The sequence below is a fragment of the Nocardia sp. bgisy118 genome, assembly GCF_057708605.1.
In genome coordinates this window covers 39,264-57,499 of the sequence record NZ_JBYISM010000035.1, presented here as the reverse complement: position 1 = coordinate 57,499, position 18,236 = coordinate 39,264, and the positions used below count along the sequence as shown (strand labels likewise).

General features: G+C 62.6%; 9 protein-coding genes. 1 reads left to right on the top strand and 8 read right to left on the bottom strand.

Annotated features, from left to right (window positions below; all coding sequences use genetic code 11):
- Positions 1-8: 8 nt before the first annotated feature.
- The 4 genes from drmB to AC3EO7_RS32445 are packed head-to-tail and all read right to left on the bottom strand — an operon-like array spanning position 9 to position 11,218.
- A complete protein-coding gene (gene drmB, locus AC3EO7_RS32460) occupies positions 9-1,826 on the bottom strand; it encodes a DrmB family protein (protein ID WP_435593286.1) in 1,818 nt (605 codons plus the stop codon).
- On the bottom strand, positions 1,807-4,980 hold the full coding sequence (locus tag AC3EO7_RS32455; RefSeq protein WP_435593285.1) for a helicase-related protein: 3,174 nt from the start codon (positions 4,978-4,980) through the stop codon (positions 1,807-1,809). Before AC3EO7_RS32455 ends, drmB begins: the two co-directional genes overlap by 20 nt.
- On the bottom strand, positions 4,977-6,494 hold the full coding sequence (locus AC3EO7_RS32450) for an NERD domain-containing protein (RefSeq protein WP_435593284.1): 1,518 nt from the start codon (positions 6,492-6,494) through the stop codon (positions 4,977-4,979). The genes AC3EO7_RS32455 and AC3EO7_RS32450 overlap by 4 nt, the downstream gene beginning before the upstream one ends.
- A complete protein-coding gene (locus AC3EO7_RS32445) occupies positions 6,491-11,218 on the bottom strand; it encodes a sacsin N-terminal ATP-binding-like domain-containing protein (RefSeq protein ID WP_435593283.1) in 4,728 nt (1,575 codons plus the stop codon). Before AC3EO7_RS32445 ends, AC3EO7_RS32450 begins: the two co-directional genes overlap by 4 nt.
- A gap of 762 nt (positions 11,219-11,980) precedes the next feature.
- On the opposite strand from AC3EO7_RS32445, the gene AC3EO7_RS32440 reads away from it, so the two are divergent.
- Positions 11,981-13,111 carry an IS630 family transposase gene (locus tag AC3EO7_RS32440; protein ID WP_435593305.1) on the top strand — a complete coding sequence of 377 codons (1,131 nt, stop codon included), beginning with the start codon at positions 11,981-11,983 and terminating at the stop codon, positions 13,109-13,111.
- A 7-nt stretch (positions 13,112-13,118) separates the two neighbouring features.
- Here AC3EO7_RS32440 and AC3EO7_RS32435 read toward each other — a convergent pair whose 3' ends face one another.
- The 4 genes from AC3EO7_RS32435 to AC3EO7_RS32420 form a co-directional block, all read right to left on the bottom strand.
- A complete protein-coding gene (locus AC3EO7_RS32435) occupies positions 13,119-14,246 on the bottom strand; it encodes a DNA cytosine methyltransferase (RefSeq protein WP_435593282.1) in 1,128 nt (375 codons plus the stop codon).
- A 43-nt stretch (positions 14,247-14,289) separates the two neighbouring features.
- A complete protein-coding gene (locus tag AC3EO7_RS32430; protein ID WP_435593281.1) occupies positions 14,290-15,309 on the bottom strand; it encodes a DNA cytosine methyltransferase in 1,020 nt (339 codons plus the stop codon).
- A gap of 420 nt (positions 15,310-15,729) precedes the next feature.
- Complete coding sequence (locus tag AC3EO7_RS32425; protein WP_435593280.1) at positions 15,730-17,145, bottom strand: vWA domain-containing protein; 1,416 nt, start codon at positions 17,143-17,145, stop codon at positions 15,730-15,732.
- A gap of 148 nt (positions 17,146-17,293) precedes the next feature.
- Positions 17,294-18,175 carry an AAA family ATPase gene (locus tag AC3EO7_RS32420; protein ID WP_435593279.1) on the bottom strand — a complete coding sequence of 294 codons (882 nt, stop codon included), beginning with the start codon at positions 18,173-18,175 and terminating at the stop codon, positions 17,294-17,296.
- Between the last annotated feature and the right edge of the window lie 61 nt (positions 18,176-18,236).

The window sequence follows — 18,236 nt, the reverse complement described above, 5'->3', positions numbered from 1 at the left end:
CCCACCTATCACTTTGCGCCGACAGTGCTCCTCAGCTCGGGCAAGACCGCCTCCAACAACCCTGGTGTCTTGCTGCCGCCGTACACCAGCTGACGATCCAGCAAACGATTCCCTGATTCACAGGACGTCTCGCTCACCAACGTGCATCCGTGACATGCCGAAAGATTCAACAGGGATGTCCCCTGACGATCGCTTTCGATGCACACGGGGTCATTCGAGCAGACATCACCATCGTCGAGTGCGGCAAGCATCAGTGGGATCAGGCGACCGGGTTCGCCGAGACGGACCAGGCCTCCTAGTGTGCCCTGGGCATCCCCGGCAGCAGTGTAGATAAGAATGCCCGCGGTCCGATCGGGGCGGCTCGAGTTCGCGTAAATCCGTTCCTGCAGGGACGCGGACGAATATCCGCTAGCGAAGGCGAGCCGACGAATCAGCAGGTGGGCAATAGTATGCAGAGCAATGTATCGAGGTTCCGGCTCGTCCAAACGGTGCGCCCACTGTAGCTCGCGACGTCGCGTCAGTAGCAAACCTGCCCGCTGTTGCACTCGGGTGTCGGACTCCCATTCGGCGATCCGGTCTTCGTCGAATCTGATGAAGAATCCCTCCCCGAACAGCTCGAGCGCCGGGAAGATCGGCCGTCGCTTCCGGTCAGGTCCGAGATCGGCCGGTATTCGCTCCGCTTGCGCGTTGTACCGCCTGAAGCCTCTGAGCGCCCTGACCTCACGCACCCTCCGGACCTGACCGATTCCCGAGATACACGCAGCCAGTGCCTGATTGCCCGACATCGTTGAATCGACCGGCCAACCATCGACAACGAAATTGCTTTCGCTGCAGTCTCGACGGGTGCCGAGTTTTCCGAGGAACGCAGACCACTCGCCGTCCTTCAAGTCGAGCACTAACGACTCATCCTCTTCGGTCGTCTTCTGGTTTGCGAGCGCTAGTACCATTTCTTTGTCGATGCCGAGTTCCTCGGCAATCCAGCCTGCGACTAGGTCGGCTTGTGGTCCGCCGTTGTCGCCCTCGACCCTCTCGAACAGCACATGGCCGCGGACGCGGTCTTCCAATTCCTTCGATTGCGGCCGCGCTTCGGGGATATCCAACGCGGATACCCGTTCTGCGATGTAGTTGCCCGTGGCGCCGCGCTGAACGGCGAACAACGGGTGTTCACACGGCTGCTCGACAAAGTCCCTGTCCTGCCACGGCTGCCGCCCCTCGCATCTGATCCCGTCGCGACGAAGCGAACCAGCGCCTACCAATTCCGCGAGCGATCGTGCTCGGTTGCAGCCTCCACAAGTGACACGCAGCGACGCGAGACCTTCGCCATGTTTCCTCGACCGGACGAACAGCAGCTCCTTGTACGCACGGCAGAATCGGACCTCATCGGTCACCCCCTCATCATGACCACGATGCGCCCATTGAAACCAGTTGATGTCCTGCACATGACTGCCGCCTTCGCAGATGGCCACGTAACGCATCGGAACCAGCACTCCACCGCAGGCGCAGGAGTTGCTCCAGCGTCCCTTGTTCCGCTCCGAATATCTCGACAGCTTCGAACAACGCTCACAGAACCGCCAGGCCGGGAACCTCCAATATAGGAGTGCCGCAGTATCCTTGGCGCTTCTGCCAGCATGCGCGGGCGGCTGCCGGAGTTCGCCTGGCCCAAGGCGCGAAAGCAATCGCTCACAGCTGATCTCCGGCGCCGACCGCCGGTCCCACCACGACGTATCGGACGCGATTATCGACTCGCCGCGCACATCCGCGATCGCACCTACACCGAACGGCGTGATCGTCTCCGAGAGCCGAAGGTCATGCTTGATCCGTTCCATGTTGTCCCTCCTCATTCGGCTCCCGAACCTCGACAGCGACATTCGGCTCCACCGACCGCATAGAGTCACCGACCAGCCATCCTTCGCCAGCCTGTCCGAATCGCTTCAGCAGCGCCTGATCGGCCTGATTGCGCCGGTCGTAGCGAAGCGAACCGTTCTCCTCCCGCGCGGCGCGAGCGCGGCGATCCCACTCACGAAGAAGCATCCATATCTGCTTCCTCGTCTCCTCTTCCTCGATCGAATCGGATCGCTCGACATAGGTCATGAACTGTTCGACCAATTTCTCGACTCGCGGCCGGAGCATGTCATTGTCGAGATCGAAGAAAATCGCCGCGGCGTCGGACGCGAGCATCGGAATGGTCTGCCGGACCAGGGCAACGAGGGCACCCGCCAGCGAACGTTCCCGTGAGGCCATCGACCACGGAGTGACACTGGTCGGCTCGACACTTCGATACAACGCTTCGTGATAGCCACGGAAGGTCTCGAACTGAGAGCGGTCCCGGGCGCGGTTGGACCGGAACAACGTAACGATGATGCCGTTGTTCTTTCCGCGCCCCACGCGACTGGTCGCCTGAATGTACTCGGCAGTCGTCTTCGGCTGTCCGACCATCAGCATCAGCGCGAGCCGTGGGATGTCGATCCCCACCGACAGCATGTTCGACGACAGCACGACATCGATCGCCTCGTCCGTTCTGTCCGCGGTTGACCTCAGTTCACGCAGGTCATTCGGAAGCTCCTCTGGGCCCTTTCGGCTCGTCAATTCCAGCACGCGGCCTGCCCGGACGCGCCGCAGCGGAATCCCGAGTCGATCCGCGCGCGTTTCCAAGCGTCCATTGACGTCATCGACCACCAACGTCCCCGATCGTCCGAGCTCTCGGAGACTGTTGTGGTACATGACCAGCGTCCAGAAAGCGTCCCGTGACGGCCCATCCTCGGATTGGCCGGTCAGCACTTCCGGAATCTCGACCAAGGGCGCGGTCGTCGCTACCAGGGCGGACGCTTGCGACAGCGACTGGGGCATGAGTCCCACGTACAAGCGCCCTTCGCCGGACTTGACCGGCCGAGAGAAGAATGTGCTGTCGTCGTCCAGACCGGCTGGTGGATACAGCTGAACAGAACGACCATACAGACCTTGAATCTGCTCACCGGAAGCGCGGATCGTCGCCGTCGAGGCCACGATCTTGGGGCTCGTGCCGCCGCGCGAGAGAAGTAGCTGGATCACCGCATCGAAAACCGCCACCGTGGTCCCGAGCGGACCGGACAACAGGTGCAACTCGTCTTGAATGATCATGGACGGCTGCTCGTAGTTCGTGGACAGCCCGAGCAGGCTGCCCGCTTCGGGTTTGAACTGCAGCCTGGCGAACTTGTCGACGGTGGCGAGCAGAATCGTTGGCGGATTCTGGTATAGGACATCGTCGATCACCGACAGCGGTAGCTCATCGTGAAACTCACAGTTCATATCCGTGCAGTGCATGATGACGTCGTGGCCGACCAGCTTGACCCCATAACTGCTGCGGTCGGACGACCTCTCCGCGGGTACCAGCGGAGTAAAGCACCACGGGCAGCTCTCGACCTGAAAGCTGTTCGCCTCTTCAGGACGCGCCGCGCGGTGCATCCGCTCCAGGGCTTTCTTGGCCTCACCGAGTGTCGCCGGTGTTGCCTCGTTTCCGACCCATAGGCCGATGGAGAAACGTGCCAGGCCCTTGGCTCGAGGATCAGACTTCCGCAGAATCTCCATCGCACAAATCAGCGCGGCCGCCCGCTGGAACTGCTGAGCTGTCAGTAGGCGAAGCGTGTACCGTGTGATGACTGCGGTTCCGCCCCCTTCGATGCCATACGCAAGGCGACGTCGGAAGACCTCGATGGCGGCTAGGCCGAGGTATGCCTCGGTCTTGCCGCCGCCGGTGGGGAACCAGATCAGGTCTACCACTTCGCGATCCGGGTGGTGTGCGTCGACGGTGGAAGCCAGCGAAACCAGAAGGAAGCCGAGCTGGAATGGCCGCCACTTCGGCTCTTCCGGCTCGTCGTTTCGAGTCTTCAGGGTTTGCAACATCTGCAGACGCATCGCTGCCATCCCCATCGAAAAAGCCTGCCGCAGTGTGCCATTGCCAGGCACACGGAGTTGCTTGACACCTTCCTCCATGCGCCGAACCGCAGAACGTGCGCGGCCCACGACCGCCTTCGCGACGGCGGTGTGGTCGTCGAAGGTCCCGACTCGTGCCTCCTGTTCCGTGACCCAAACGGCGAAGGCCGAGACGAACGCGTCGAGTGACGCGAGCACTGGCTCCGGTTCGGTGTCCATTCGTGCCAGTTCGTCCAGGCGAAGCGCTCGCGCTTCCGGCGAGCCCGGGGCAAACCCGGTTGTCTCGATTTGGGGAACGACGAACGACGGGACCGGATCGAGAAACACTTTGGCACAGCGACCAGCCTCGAACTTCCAGTCTGCTGCCATACCGTGCCCGACGCCGTAGATCTTGCGATTCCGGTAACGCAGTCGCAGCTCGGTGGCTTCCTCGTCGATCTCGAACGCTCGCGACGAGAAGTACTCCTGGATCTGCCCGCCTGCAGCGGCCGTCACCTCCAGCTCCACCTGGAACAGCATCCGTGGAATGTCGAGCTTGTCGTCGCCGGTGGTACTCGTGTGGACCTTGATGTGCACCGTTACCAAGTGGGAGTCACCGAAAGGTCGCCACAACGATCCGACTTCGAACGGCACTTCACCCGTCACCCGAAACTGCGAGCGTCGACCGACTCCCAGTCTGATGTCGGAGAACTCGAAGGGCTGCCGCTGCCAGCGTGGCGGGCCGTCGTCGACGATCGGGGCATACGTCCCACCTGCTACCCGACAGACAACCTCGGTGCTGTCGGTGACGAACGACAGCGCAACCGATGTCGGTCGCCACTCCTCGGCAAGAGGCACCCCTGCGCCCGACTCCTCGATTTCGCCTGCAGGAACGGTCGCATCAAGTTCTGACTCGTCCTCCGCACGGTCCTCATGGGAGCCCGCCGAACTGAATTGGGCTGGGAACAGCATGCCCACCGAGTACTGGAGGTTGGGACGATTGAAAAGGACTTCGTCGTAGTCACTCTCCGGCCCTATGTAGGCCGCCCGCAGGTGTTCGAGTGCACTCTTTTGCGTCTTGGTGAGGGTCATCTGATACCTCCTCGCTGCTGCGCGAGTTCCTGAAGTCTGCGCTTGTCGTCCTGGGTTGCGACGATGTGGAGCGACACACGGGCTCGGGTGATCGACACGTAGAACGCAGCGACAGCCGTATCGTCGAAGTCGATAGGCAGATCGCACACGATCACATGCTCGACCTCAAGGCCTTTGGTCTGCTTGGGGTGCTTCACCATGAAGCTGTCGAGGGGCATCTGCTGCGTTCGACCGGATACGGAGATGATCCAGATGTCCTTGCGTGCAGCACCTTCCGACGCCAGCTCCCGCGCGATACGAGCCGCCTCGGTGACTCCAAAGGTCTGATCCGTCCAGTGCCATTGGATTTTCTCGCCGTGCACGATGCCCGGATCTCCAACATCGGCACCCAGGTAACCCTGAACGACGTCGACGATCGCTTTGGTGTTGCGCACGTTCCGACTCAGGTCGAAGGACGGCGCCTCATCCGCGATCAGATCGAAAGTATCCTGGTCGAATCGACCGTCCACGTGCGCCTGGTTGTTCGGATCCAGGAACATCCTCCATCGACCCTTGGCCCGACCACCCGCGATGACGGTATCCAATCGGTCCATCGCGTCCGCCGTCATCAAGTCCTGTGCCTCGTCGACGAGAACAGCCTCGTATCGTTTGTCACCGGTCAGTCTGTCGAACGGCAAGACGTCAATCGTTCGCCCCGCGACAAGTGGAGCGAACAGGTCGGCAAGGGCATGCGAATGGAAGGTGATCAGAACCGATCGCCCCGCATCGGCCTCGAGCTTGGCGGCCTCGGCCAACACCAGCGACTTTCCTGTCCCCGCACCGCCGAATACGAACATCCGCTGGTTGCGAGCGAGCGAAGCCAGCACTCTGGCCTGCTCCTCGGTCGCCTTGTTCTGCTCCTCCAGAATTGCTCCGCGCTGTGCGTCGACAACCGGCATCCGAGTGAACTCCCCGAACAACCGTTCCATGAGGCCCTTGGCGGAGGCTTTCTTGACATTGCCGGGTGCTGAGCGGGCGCCGGCCACGACGGCATCGAGCGCTGCCCTGAGACCCGCGACAGTCATCTCGTTCTTGGCGAACCAGTGCGTCGGCGACCACCCGATCGAATGCGGAGGCGCATCGATGTCCGGCGTGATGACTACGGCCTCGTGCGCGAACCACCCAAGCCCTTCCTCTCGAAGGATGTCGCGGAGGGCGAACATCGCCGATTGCGCCTGTGTCATAGGCGATTCTGACAGCTTGTGCCACTCGCCGTGCCGATCAACGGACCACCAGGCGCCACTGTGCTTCCTTATGCCTCCCCCCTTCACTTCGACGACCACGACGACACCGCGCCAGAGGATGACGAAATCGGCTTCCGCCTGCTGTTTGTGGGCATGCGAACGAAGATTTACCGAGTGGAAAGCGACACTGTACTCGGGCCCTTCAATCGCCTTGAGCAGTTTGGCGACTCGCCGCTCCGCATCGCTCCGCGCGCTACGAACGACCTCCGCAAGATCCGGAACGATGATCATAGACGGTGTTCCTCCCACAGATCGGCGTACTTGCGGAACCCGAGAAAGTCGTTGTTGTCACCGAAGTTGTCCTCCAGATCCACAATTCGACACAGGGCGCTGCCCTGGTTCGCCGGACCACGCAGGCCACGCCCAGCCATCTGGATGTAGGCATTCGGGCTGAACGTGGGGCGCGCGATGTAGAGAGTCCGAACTCCGGGTGCATCGAACCCCTGGACCAGAAGGTCACAGTTCGTCAGGACGTCGATCTTCCCTTCCTTGAACTGCTGAATGACTTCCCGACGCCGTTGCCGACCCGTATCGCCGCTGACCGATTCTGCCGTGATTCCGCGATACGACAGGATCGCCGCGAGAACCTGCGCAGAGAGCACGCTCGGCATGAACACCAGGACAGAACCATCGGCAACAGTGCCTTGCTTGTGCTCAGTGCCGAGGATGTGTTCGACGAGAATTGCCATCCGCTTATGGTCCTGGCCGATCTTATCCAGGACGCTGGGTCGGATTGCCTTGAACTTCGTGGCGTGCTTCTTCTCCGCGTCGTCCATCACCACGGTATGACCCGTAGGCAACACCTCGTGTTGCACACGTGCAAGGATGCCAATGTCGGCCAGCTTCCGATACGCATCGTAGTCGAACGCCCGTAGGATTCGGTTCCCAAACCGTGAGGCCAGTCGCGCTGACGCGTGATCGGAGTTGCCTTTGAACGGTGTTGCGGACAGACCGACCAGCGGTCGTGCGTATCCGTGGCCCGCGACACCCAACCAATCGAGAATGCGGGTGTACCGCTCGGAGTCACCGGCGCGGTGGCCTTCGTCGATGATCACCGCGGCGGGTTCGCTGAGCCACTGATATTCGGGCCTGGTGATCGCCTCGTCGAGCTGGGCGTCGGTGGCGACCACGACACTGAACTCGGTGTCCGGTTCATGTATCTCGTTGCTACCCCAAAGCCGACAGATCGTCAGCGGGCGTTCGTCTTTGAGCCCACGCCAGACCGTGCTCCATGTCTGGACAGCCTGTTCACACAGTTCTTGCGACTGCGCGATCCACAGGATGGTGCCTCGCATCTCGTCGTCCCGGAAGAGCTCGAGCACGGTTTGGGTCGCGACACGAGTCTTTCCAGACCCAGTCGGCAGCTCGACCATTGCCTTGTAGCAGCGGCCCTTCTCGTCCTTCCTGGTGAGAACGTCCCGGAGCTGCACCCTGATCGTTCGCTGGAATTCATGGAGCGACGTCAATCTGGTTGCTCCGGGAACGATGAACTCCGCTTCCTCCCTACGGTTGGGCCGACCGGCGAACTCGGGTCCGAATCCCATCTTGCGTAGCCACGAAATAGTGGGTCCGCGACCGGCCCATTCCGTCGGGACATCGGGGAATCCTTCCCGGCGAAAGGCACCTGCGAGCCTCTCGATCGTGTCGGACCCGTAGACCGTCAGACACAGTTTGGCGACCGAGGTCGCCTGGTCTACCAAGCCTTGCGCTTCCAGTGCCTTCCAGAGACCACTCGGCAACGCGTCCCGGAGATCATCTTCACCGATGTAAATGTCGATGCGTTCGACGTCACCGTCCGCCGCCTGCGCGCGCTGGCGCAACGATTCGAGCCGGTGGTCGATGCCTGCCTGCCGAACCCTTTCGAGGTCAGCGTTGTTCATACGAAGCTCGAACGCCTCGTTCAGCGTCTCGAGGAGTGCGCGTTCCTCGAACTCAGACTGTACGAACAAATCCGAGCCGGACAGGTGCCAGTCGAGCGACTGATCCTCGACTCCGTCGGCGGTGGTAACACGCTTGATGATCTGTATCGCCCTTGTCACCGTTGCCGCCGAGAGCTCTTCGGCAAAAGTACTGCGGAGTCCAGTGAACACATCCAGCACACGTTCTGTGGCCTGCTGGCCATCGCAGTGCATCGAGAATTCGAAGGTGTCCTCGAACCGCTGGCAACCCACGGTGTCGATCAACTGCTCCGCGAGTTCCTCATCGGCCATCAGATACGGGCGATGCCGCCCAGCCAAGAAGGATCGTTGTTCGCCGTTCACTGCGATAAAAACAGATTTCGGAGAACGTGATTCGAATCCGCGACCTACATGTGCTGGGACTGCGGGTGGGTACCCCTCGGGGTAAGCGATACTACTTGCCACCACAATGAATTCACCCAGCAATCTGTCGCTTATCGTGGGCGGCAGCAGTGATGTCGCAAGTCCTTCCGCCAGTATCGATTCCGGGACGCTCTCCAACTCGTCGGCAAGCTCCAGTTTGTCGACGAGGTCACGCGCCCCCTCGAATAGCGGCAAGATCGCCTTGTACTGCACAAGCGAAGGAGCAACAACGCCGCTCGGCCTCCGGTAGCCGAGCGACGAACGTACGAGACCAGCTCGGTCGGCCGCCCAGTGCACGGGCGAGGTCACCTCGTAGGTGACACCGGAGTCGATGTCTTCGCAGTCCCACACAGCGTCGCTGAGCGACAGGAGATCACAGGTCCATTTCGTGCGGACTGCCTCGGATACCTCGGCCTCCTCCAGCATCATCAGCATGGAGAAGGGTCCCGGCGAGTGACCGGATTTGGGATACAAACTCATGCGCTCCACTGGTCGCTCACCAGCGCCGAGGATCTGGTTGACGACCTCGAGAACCCACTTCTCGTACTCGTCCTTGAAGGGCTCATCATCGAACGAATACTTCTTGACGGGCGTCTGAACGACTCCCAGCGCATGTGCTACGTCAGGCATGCATCGGGAGCGATCGAGAGAGCACTCTGGATAATGGTGGGCCAGCAATTGGTCGATGTCGAAGGTCTGCAGCGGCCACGCCCAACCACCGTCACACGTAGGCACTTTGATGACGTGCCGACGATGTGCTGTCAGCACTCGGACCGCTACAGGTACCGAGACATTCAGCACGGCGTCCCACAACCGAGTCAACTCATCGTCGGATGCCGACTCCGACAGCTGCTCGACTCGGGCGGTGAGGATCGCTTCGGGATCGAGCTTTCGAAAGCCAGCCTCCTGCAATATCTTCTGGACACCTGGCTGCGCGAGAAAGGCTGGCGCGACAAACTCTGCGCCATCGATCTCGAGATCTTCCTCGCGCTCGAGAAACACCATCGACTTGTCATCGAGCGACTTCATTCCGTCGGTAGTCGGGATCACCTTGGCGTGGACGATCCCCGGGATGTTCCTATGCTCGACAATGAACTTGAACGCAGCGAGCGTCGACTTGATGTCGTCTCCCTCAGCCCACTCCCGCAACCAGGAGAGCAGACCACGCTTGGGCATGGCCTCCAACGCCCGCTTCGCATCGCGGGTGTCCTCGTCGAGGATCGCCTCACCGACGCCCCGTACAAGTAGCGACCGAAGACGCGCGACCCGCTGCGGGGAGGAGTAACAACGCCAGTGGGGAACGTCGGAGCCAGTATTCGGTGATTCACTCCACTGCTTGTGCCACAAGTCCTTCTGTGGAACCGTCAGATCCAGTGGACGCAGAGAGCCACAGTGCTGAAAAGCTCCGCAAGCGTCCGGAATCAGCGCCATGGATTCGGACAGACGAGGCACCGCCGAACACAGGACGGAGTCGCCGAAGGAACGTTCCTCGCGGCCACGGGCAGGAAGGTAGTCGAGGTGTGCCGCGGGATCCTCGGAGGTGGGGATTCGCGACAACAGCCCGATGAACACCTCGGCGAGCGTCCCGAGTATCTCGCGGTTGTATTCATTGCGCAGCAACGTAGTTCGGTCGTCGTTGACACTCCATGGGGCATTGAACAGTGCCGATGCCGAAGTCTCGTCCTGCAATGGGAAATACGACCAGAAGCGACCGACGCGGCGCTGCGAGTGCCGGACCGGCACTGCGACTGTCACTTTTACCTTGTTCCGTGACACCGCTTCGCCGACCAGCTGCCGCGCCGCCTTCGACGGCGCGTGCATCTTGTCCTCGATGATCCATTCCTCACCGCTGCCATCAGGCCTTTCGATCTTCAGCAGACCGTTTCCGAGATCCCTGGATACGTGACTTGTCTCGAATCCACCCGCACCGAGCACACGGAGCCGGATCTCACGCACCGACCTGACGAACAGCAGGAACTCGGAAGCAAAGGTCTCGATCTCCCTCCGCAATTGTTCCAGGTTCACCGCGTTCGGAAGTTTGACGATTGTGGCTGCCCACTGCGACAAGTCGGCGAGAACCGGATCGATCGCGAAATGCTCATCCGGATCGATCAAGGTTGCGGTTCGCAGGATCGGGTATCGCTTCGCCCCGGAACCCACATCCACGAGGGCCGCGGACGCCCGTGGTGAGTTGAATTCGAACGATACGGAACGACTGAAGACCTGCGGCGCACGAGTCACGGCGAGAACCGACTTGAATCCGAGACCGAAACGCCCGATCTCGTCGCCTCGCTTCGCGCTGAGGTGGGCGTGTTCGATCGCTGTCAACCCAGACTTCGAAAAGGGGCGTCCCGCGTTCGCGCAGTATAGAGTCGATCTCTCTGGATCGAGGACGATCTCGACTCGCCCCGAGCTGTCACCGCCGCCCGCCATAGCGTCGGCGGCGTTCTGCACCAACTCGAGCAGGGTGCGGTTCGCGTAACCGCCGGTGCGAATCGATTCCTCGTGGTTTGCATGCTCGATCACCAAGTTGGGGTTCGCACGATATGAAGCGATTGCCCGGCCGAACTGGTCTTCGACATCCCGCATCAGGTCCGGATCCGGCGTCCATGCGCCCCCTGCTGTGTGATTCACTGCCATCCTTCTCGATCTTGGTCCAATGAAATTGTGCTGCGGCGAACGCGATACCAGCAGCACGAGCCGACTAATCGTTCACTGGCGAAAGGAAGCTCGAAGACCTTGGGCACCAACTCGATCGAAGCGCTTCGCTGTGACGTCGCCGGGCTAGACGGTTTAGGAAGAGCTCACCTCAGGTGCTGAGCTACGTCGAGCAACTCTCTGCGCGATCCACAAAACTGGTTGCTCCGGAGTGGCGACAGGATCGCCAATCGTGGTGACGGTTTGGGATGCGGGCCGACACCGCGTCTGGCCGGTGGTCGTGATCCGCGGCCAGAATCTCTGTCGACGGCCTGTAGGGCTGCGCCAGGCGGGATGCAAACGACAACGAGACCGCTGCAGAGATTGCGGTGCACGAGCAGCTCGCGAGCACCTCGGTAGGCGCGGCTTCGTCGGGAAACGTGGGCCGTCGTTCGGACCATCTGTCAACCCCTTCACCCCTCAATCCCACTGTCGCACAACTGAGTCGACGACGGGAGCTTTACACCCCCATGCCGGATAACCCTATGCCCTTTGGCTAGAAGTTTGTCAACGACTGTGCGCCGATTCCACGACGCGCACAAGGCCCATCGTTCGGCGAGCTGCAACTGCTACAGCGGCGGGATCTCGCACTCCCCGAGACTCCAGGTAGACCTCGCTGCCACGTGAACACGAGGCGATGCCCGAGCGCTAGTGCCTCGTCCAAGTAGGTTGCCTCGGTAACCGGGTGTCGGGTTGATCGTGGGCCTGTGGCCGGTGATGCTGCCGGTGGAGGTGGTGCCGGTGGCCCGGAAGCCGGAAGTGTTTGTGCGAGAGGTGACCCCGGAGGAGGGGCGCCGGTTGCAGAAGATCACCAAGACGAGCAAACAGCCGATCAGGACGCGACGAGCGATCGTGGTGATGGCCTCGGCCCAGCGGCAGCCGGTTCCCGCGATCGCTCGGTTGATGCAGGTCAGCGAGGCGTATGTGCGGCAGGTGATCCACGAGTTCAACGAACGGGGGTTCGAGGCTTTGGACCCAAAATGGAGCGCGGGCAGGCCGAAGAAGGTAGATCGGGCGACGCGTGAACGCATCGCCTGCATCGCCCGGTGCTGCCCGCGGGACCTGGGCTGGCCGTTCTCGGTGTGGAGTCTGTCGAAACTGCGAGAAGTGTTGCTCAGCAACGGAATCGCCGATATCAGCCGCGAAACTCTGCGCAAGATCCTCAAAGCCGAGGGGGTGTCGTGGCAGGCGGTCAAAACCTGGAAAGCCGGGACCGACCCCGAGTTCACCGCGAAGATGAACCGCGTCCTGGACCTCTACGACCACCGGCCCACCGATGGACGGGTGGTCTGCGTGGACGAGTTCGGACCGCTGAATCTGCAACCCCGCGCTGGTCGTGGCTGGTTCCCACGACGAACCCCGAAACGGCTGCGGGCGACCTACCGGCGCACCCAGGGCGTGCGGCACCTACTCGGCGCTCTGGATCTGGCGAGCGGCAAGCTCCACTATCGGATCCGGGATCGTAAGCGATGGCAGGAGTTCCTGTCGTTGCTGAAGTCGCTGCGGGCGCGCTGGCCTGGCGAAAGGCTCTACGTCATCGTCGACAACTTCTCCCCGCACAAGCGAGCCGAGGTCCGCGCCTGGGCCGCGGTCAACGACGTGGAACTGGTGTTCCTGCCGACCTATTCATCGTGGTTGAACTGGATCGAAGCCGAATTCGCCGCTCTCCGCTATTTCGCGTTGAACGGAACCGACCACCGCAGCCACAACGAACAGGACGCCGCGATCGGCGCCTACATCCGCTGGTACAACCAGCACGCCCAACCCAAACGCGACTTCGCCGTCAACTCCAAGATCCGGCAACCTGATTACCTACCGAAGGTTGCTTGACGAGGCACTAGAACAGCGGCCTCTGCTCAGGAAGCGGATTGGCGACGATCGGCGGCTCTCCGGAAGATGCCCGCCGACAAACTTCGCTCCAGCTGGTGTCAACAGCCCGCCGAGCGTCTTCGGGGTCCACCTGTTTGCCCAACGCGGCCGATAGCACGTGCAGCGCAAACACCGGAGGCACCGCATTGCCGATTTGCTGGGCTATGTCGCCGCCTCTCCACGGATAGTCGAGCGGGAATGTCTGCAGTCGACCTGCCTCCTCCGGGCTGAACCGCCCTTCGGCACCCCCTTGTAGGACTCGATTTCGGGAGATCTTTCCGGTGACCGTCGCCGAGGGCTGATCCGAAGTGCGTCTTCCACGCAGTTTCGGATTCCCTCCGGTGCCGTAGTTCGAGATCACTTCGAATGGGTCGGCCCGGTGCGGCAGCGCCTCGCCCATCGTTTCCCAAGGCCGACGTGTCGAGTCACCGGCCGAGCGCAGGACACCCTTGCGATATGGGCGGTGCGTAGCTTTCGGAAGCTTGTACTCACCTTCCCGCGATGCGATCAGTACTGCCCGACGGCGGGTCTGTGGTACGCCGAACTCCTCGGTACGAAGTACACCGTGGTCGACGTGATAGTTCAGCTTGTCCTCGAGAACCTCACGCATCGCTGCCCACACCGGTTCTACAGCAGGAACCTGCTCCAGGACAATGGTTTTGAACGGCCTCCGATCGCGATGAGCTTCCAATACCCACCGTAACGGCTCCAACACCAACCCGGTTCGCTCATCGTCCAGTTTCGCAACCTCGTCGCGCACGTCCTCGCCTGCCCCCATTCTCTCGATGAACCCCAGCACGCGATCCAGCGCTCGGCGACCGCTTCCGGTGCCTGCGACGGTGAAAGTCTGGCAAGGGGGCCCACCCACGAGAATCGTCGCCCCGGGCACGGATCGCGGACCGTACTTCCGCACATCGTGGACACTGTCATTCAGCTGGGCGGCGCCGCGGGTCGCGCAGGCATCAGCATCCCACTCGAGTCCGTAGACAGACAAGCCCATCCAGCGGGCAGCCACATCGAGCCCTCCGGGTCCCGCGAACAGATCGACCATGTCGATCTTGTCCTGTCCGATCAGGACCTCGGGAAGTGCAGGCATGACAGTGGATAATAGTCATGTGGCGCCAGTGCAGAGTGAACGGTCACCCGCTCAGTGCCGCACGTAGCGCCAATCCGATTGCGTGCGCCGCTGGCGGAGGCGTCGCGTTTCCGATTTGCCGATACCTGGCAGTCTTTCGCCCACATACCTGCCAGTACGATGGAAATCCTTGAAGCAGCGCGACTTGATCGACAGTCAGCTTCACCAACTGATCCCGTTCGCCGACAGGGTTCCAGTGGAATCCGGCTTCAGGAGGAGCGTCTATCAGCGATGCGCCGTTCACGCCCAATTTGGCCCAGGCCTGTTGCGATCCGCGGGGACCCAGGTCTGCGCCGCCGCGATCCCAGGAACCACCCACGACAGTCGGGGCCAGATCGTCAGCGTACGCGGCCCATTCGGCTGCTTGTTCCCAACCCCGTGATGCCATCGAATCTCGCAGTACCGACCCGACCGTGAAGTGTCGTGACGGCGCTCGCCTGGCCAGACCTGCCATGAACAAGTCGACACCCCCGTCGCGGAATGCCACAAGAATCCCGAGGAGGCGGTGCTGTGGCACGGCAAACTCGGAGGCGTCGACCATCATCCAGGCGTACTCGTATCCTACTGCGTCTAGATACTTCTCGACGTACGAGCGACTGGCGGCATACTCGGCTCGACGGACCAGGTCAGGAACATTCTCTACCAACAACGCGCGGGGTCGCAACTCCGAGACGAGACGGCCAGTAGCTTCGAGCAATTCCAGCTCTTCGCTGTCGCCCCTTGCCCGAGATGCCGTCGCGGAGGACTTCACCCTTGGCAGACCCGCCGAGATCAAGTCGATCTCATACCCCGAATAGAGGTCACGGAGTGGGTCCACCGCGTGGATACTGCGATGGAGAACAGCCCATTTCGGACGATTCGTACTCAAGGTTGCACAAGCCTCCTTGCGATAGTCCACGAGGACAACCGGGTCAAACCCTGCCTGCTCGAGCCCGAGTGCCAGTCCGCCTGCGCCCGCACACAACTCGATGGATCGGAGACACTTGATCGTGCCGACCAGACCACTGTCGATCTTGCCACCCATCGACGCCCACCTCCAGCGCCCTACATGTCAGATTGGTCCAGGGTAGCGAAGGACGGTCGTGCAGTCCCCGCCGCCGTTTATTCCTCCGATTCGACGATTGGTCGAGCCTGGCCGCATGCCCTACGTCCCCGGTCCCCGGTCTCGCACCACCTGCACATAACACCCCGTCGCCGTCGAAGGCGCGACAAAGCCGAACGTGATTACCACTTGCTTGGATCGATGTCCCGTTCGGCCCGGACCCAGCCGCCCTCACGGCTCGAGGCGCGGCGTGGAGCGCGCCGAACGGCGCTGCCGCATATCGTCGCCGAGACCGAGCAACTCGCGCGGCCTGCCAACATCCTCCACGAATCATGGACGGACAGAAGAGATGGGTCGAGAAAGTGCTGTGGCAGCCCGCAATCACCTGTGCCGCAATGACGCTCACGCTGGCAGGAGGCGGCTGATTACTTCCGTCAGCTGATGCACATTGCGGCATTCGTGCATCGTCACGTGATCCGCGTAGGTCAACGCGGCGGAATCCCCCGTGGCCCACGACCGGGCCGGTTCCGGGTTCAACCAGTGGGCGTGTTTGGCTCGGTCGGTCATCGCCTCCAGGGCGGGGAGGTTGGGGTCGGTGCGGTTGGTGCGGGCGTCGCCGAGGATGAGGAGGGAGGTGCGGGGGCCGAGGGCTTCGAGGTGGGTGTCGGCGAAGGTGCGGAGGGCTTCGCCGTAGTTGCTGCTGCCGAAGCGAGAGACGTTCGCCTCGCGGATGATTCGGGTGGAGAGGCCGGGCTGGGGTGGTTCGCCGGGGGTGAAGAAGCCGGTGATCTCGTCGCAGGTGTCGATGAAGCCGAAGCTGCGGACTTTGCTGAATTGGTCTTGCAGCGCTTGGACGAGTTGGAGGGTGAATTCGGCGAAGCCGGTGACGGAACCGGAGAGGTCGGCGAGGACGACGAGGTCGGGGCGGCCGTGTTTGCGTGCGCGCAGCACCGGGTCGACGGGGACGCCGCCGGTGGCCATGGAGCGGCGTAGAGTGCGGCGCATGTCGATCTGGCCGCGGACGGCTTTGCGGCGGCGGGCGGCGAGGCGGGTGGCGAGTTTGCGCGCCAAGGGGTTGACGAGGCGGCGCATTTCGGCGAGGTCTTGTTCGCGGGCGCCGAGGAAATCGATCCGGTCGGTGGCGGTGTCGACGCCCCGGCGGGCGATGTAGTCGGTGCCGCGCAGGTCGGCCGAGCGCAGGCGCGCCTCGGTTTGTACGGCGCCGCGGAAGGCACGCAGCCGACGTTGCGCCTCGATGGTCTGGACGGCGGAGTCGAGTTCACCCGCGCCGCTCATGCCTGCGACGATCCGGTCCAGAAGTTCTTCCGGGCGAAGGGCTTTCATGGTCTGGTATGAGGACCAGCCCGCTCCGGAGGCGGTGGTGACCGGTCGGGAGGGTTGACCCGCACCGCCCACTCCGCCGTAACCGCCTAGCTCGGTGAGTGTTTGGCGGGCGAGTTCGGCGAGGGCGGCCTGATCATCGGCGGCCAATGCGGCGGTCAGACGCTCGCGCAGCGTGTCGATGGATTCGGGAACCGTTGCGGGCGTTGGCCGCTCGGCGGTCAGGAAGTAGAGGTCGAAGAGTTGGTCGAAGACGGCGCGCTGGCCGTTGCGGCGGAGCAGGCAGGCGGCCAGACCCGAACGCAGGCGGTCGCGGTTCTCGATGCCGAGCGCGACGATCGCCGCCGCGGCGTCGACGGTTTCGCTGGGTCCCGCGTGGATGCCGTGTTCGCGCAGCAGGCCGACGAAGTCGACGAGACGGTCTGTCAGCGTCTCGTCGGAACCGACCCGCACGTCACGGTGGGACGGCGCGCTCACCATAGAGCCCTTTCCCCGGACCACCCGAGGCGCGACCTACCGCTGCCGCACCGACGGTCTCGCAGCTGGACGACACGAAATCCCCCACCGACGAAGGCGATTCGACAATTGCCCAGCTGCGGGACAACGCATTCGAGGCCGGATCCCTTCATCGTCCGTCGCGCTCCGCGTCCGACAACGCCAGCTTCTCGACCGCGATGCGGTGGTCCGACTGATACTTCAACAGCACACCCAGTGTCGAGCGCACAACGCCGTTGGTCAGGTTCCGCGCCCCCAGCGCCACGAGCGTCTTCGCCCAATCGACGGTCTCGGCGATCGACGGCGATTTGCGCAGCGGCAGTTCGCGCAGCGCGCCGACCACCCGCACGATCGGCTCGCCGAGCGCCTCGTCCAGCTCGGGCACCTTCATCCGGACGATCGCTCGCTCGAGTTCCGCCGTCGGGTAGTCGATGTGCAGGTACAGGCAGCGCCGCTTCAGCGCCTCGGAGAGGTCGCGGTTGGCGTTGGAGGTGACGAGGACGAACGGCTTGCGCACCGCGGTGACGGTGCCGAACTCGGGGATGCTGACCTGGAAGTCGCCGAGCACCTCGAGCAGCAGTCCTTCGAGTTCGACGTCGGCCTTGTCGAGTTCGTCGATGAGCAGGACGGTGGGTTCGGGGTTGCGGATGGCGGCCAGCAGCGGGCGGTCGAGCAGGAACTCCTCGGTGAAGACGTGATCGCGCGTGCGGTTCCAGTCCTCGCCGTCGGCGGCGGTGATGCGCAGCAGCTGCTTGGCGTGGTTCCACTCGTAGAGGGCGCGCGCCTCGTCGATGCCCTCGTAGCACTGCAGGCGGATCAGTTCGGCCTGGGTCGCCGCGGCGACGGCCCTCGCCAGCTCGGTCTTGCCGACGCCTGCGGGACCCTCGATCAGCAACGGCTTGCCGAGGTGTCCGGCGAGGAACACGGCCGTGGCGATATCCAGGGACGGCAGGTAACCCGCCGCGGTCAGACGCCGGGTCACCTCGTCGACCGAATCGAAGAACTTACTCATCGGTAGCCAGTGTAGAAGGACTCTTCGACGCCGCACGCTCGACCGCCGAACCGCACACCCC

Bases quoted from the DNA above. Each gene is read 5' to 3' on its own strand.
- AC3EO7_RS32455 (WP_435593285.1), bottom strand. From the start codon at position 4,980: ATGACCCTCACCAAGACGCAAAAGAGTGCACTCGAACACCTGCGGGCG.
- AC3EO7_RS32435 (WP_435593282.1), bottom strand. From the start codon at position 14,246: ATGCCTGCACTTCCCGAGGTCCTGATCGGACAGGACAAGATCGACATG.
- AC3EO7_RS32430 (WP_435593281.1), bottom strand. From the start codon at position 15,309: ATGGGTGGCAAGATCGACAGTGGTCTGGTCGGCACGATCAAGTGTCTC.
- AC3EO7_RS32420 (WP_435593279.1), bottom strand. From the start codon at position 18,175: ATGAGTAAGTTCTTCGATTCGGTCGACGAGGTGACCCGGCGTCTGACC.
- drmB (WP_435593286.1), bottom strand. From the start codon at position 1,826: ATGGAACGGATCAAGCATGACCTTCGGCTCTCGGAGACGATCACGCCG.
- AC3EO7_RS32450 (WP_435593284.1), bottom strand. From the start codon at position 6,494: ATGATCATCGTTCCGGATCTTGCGGAGGTCGTTCGTAGCGCGCGGAGC.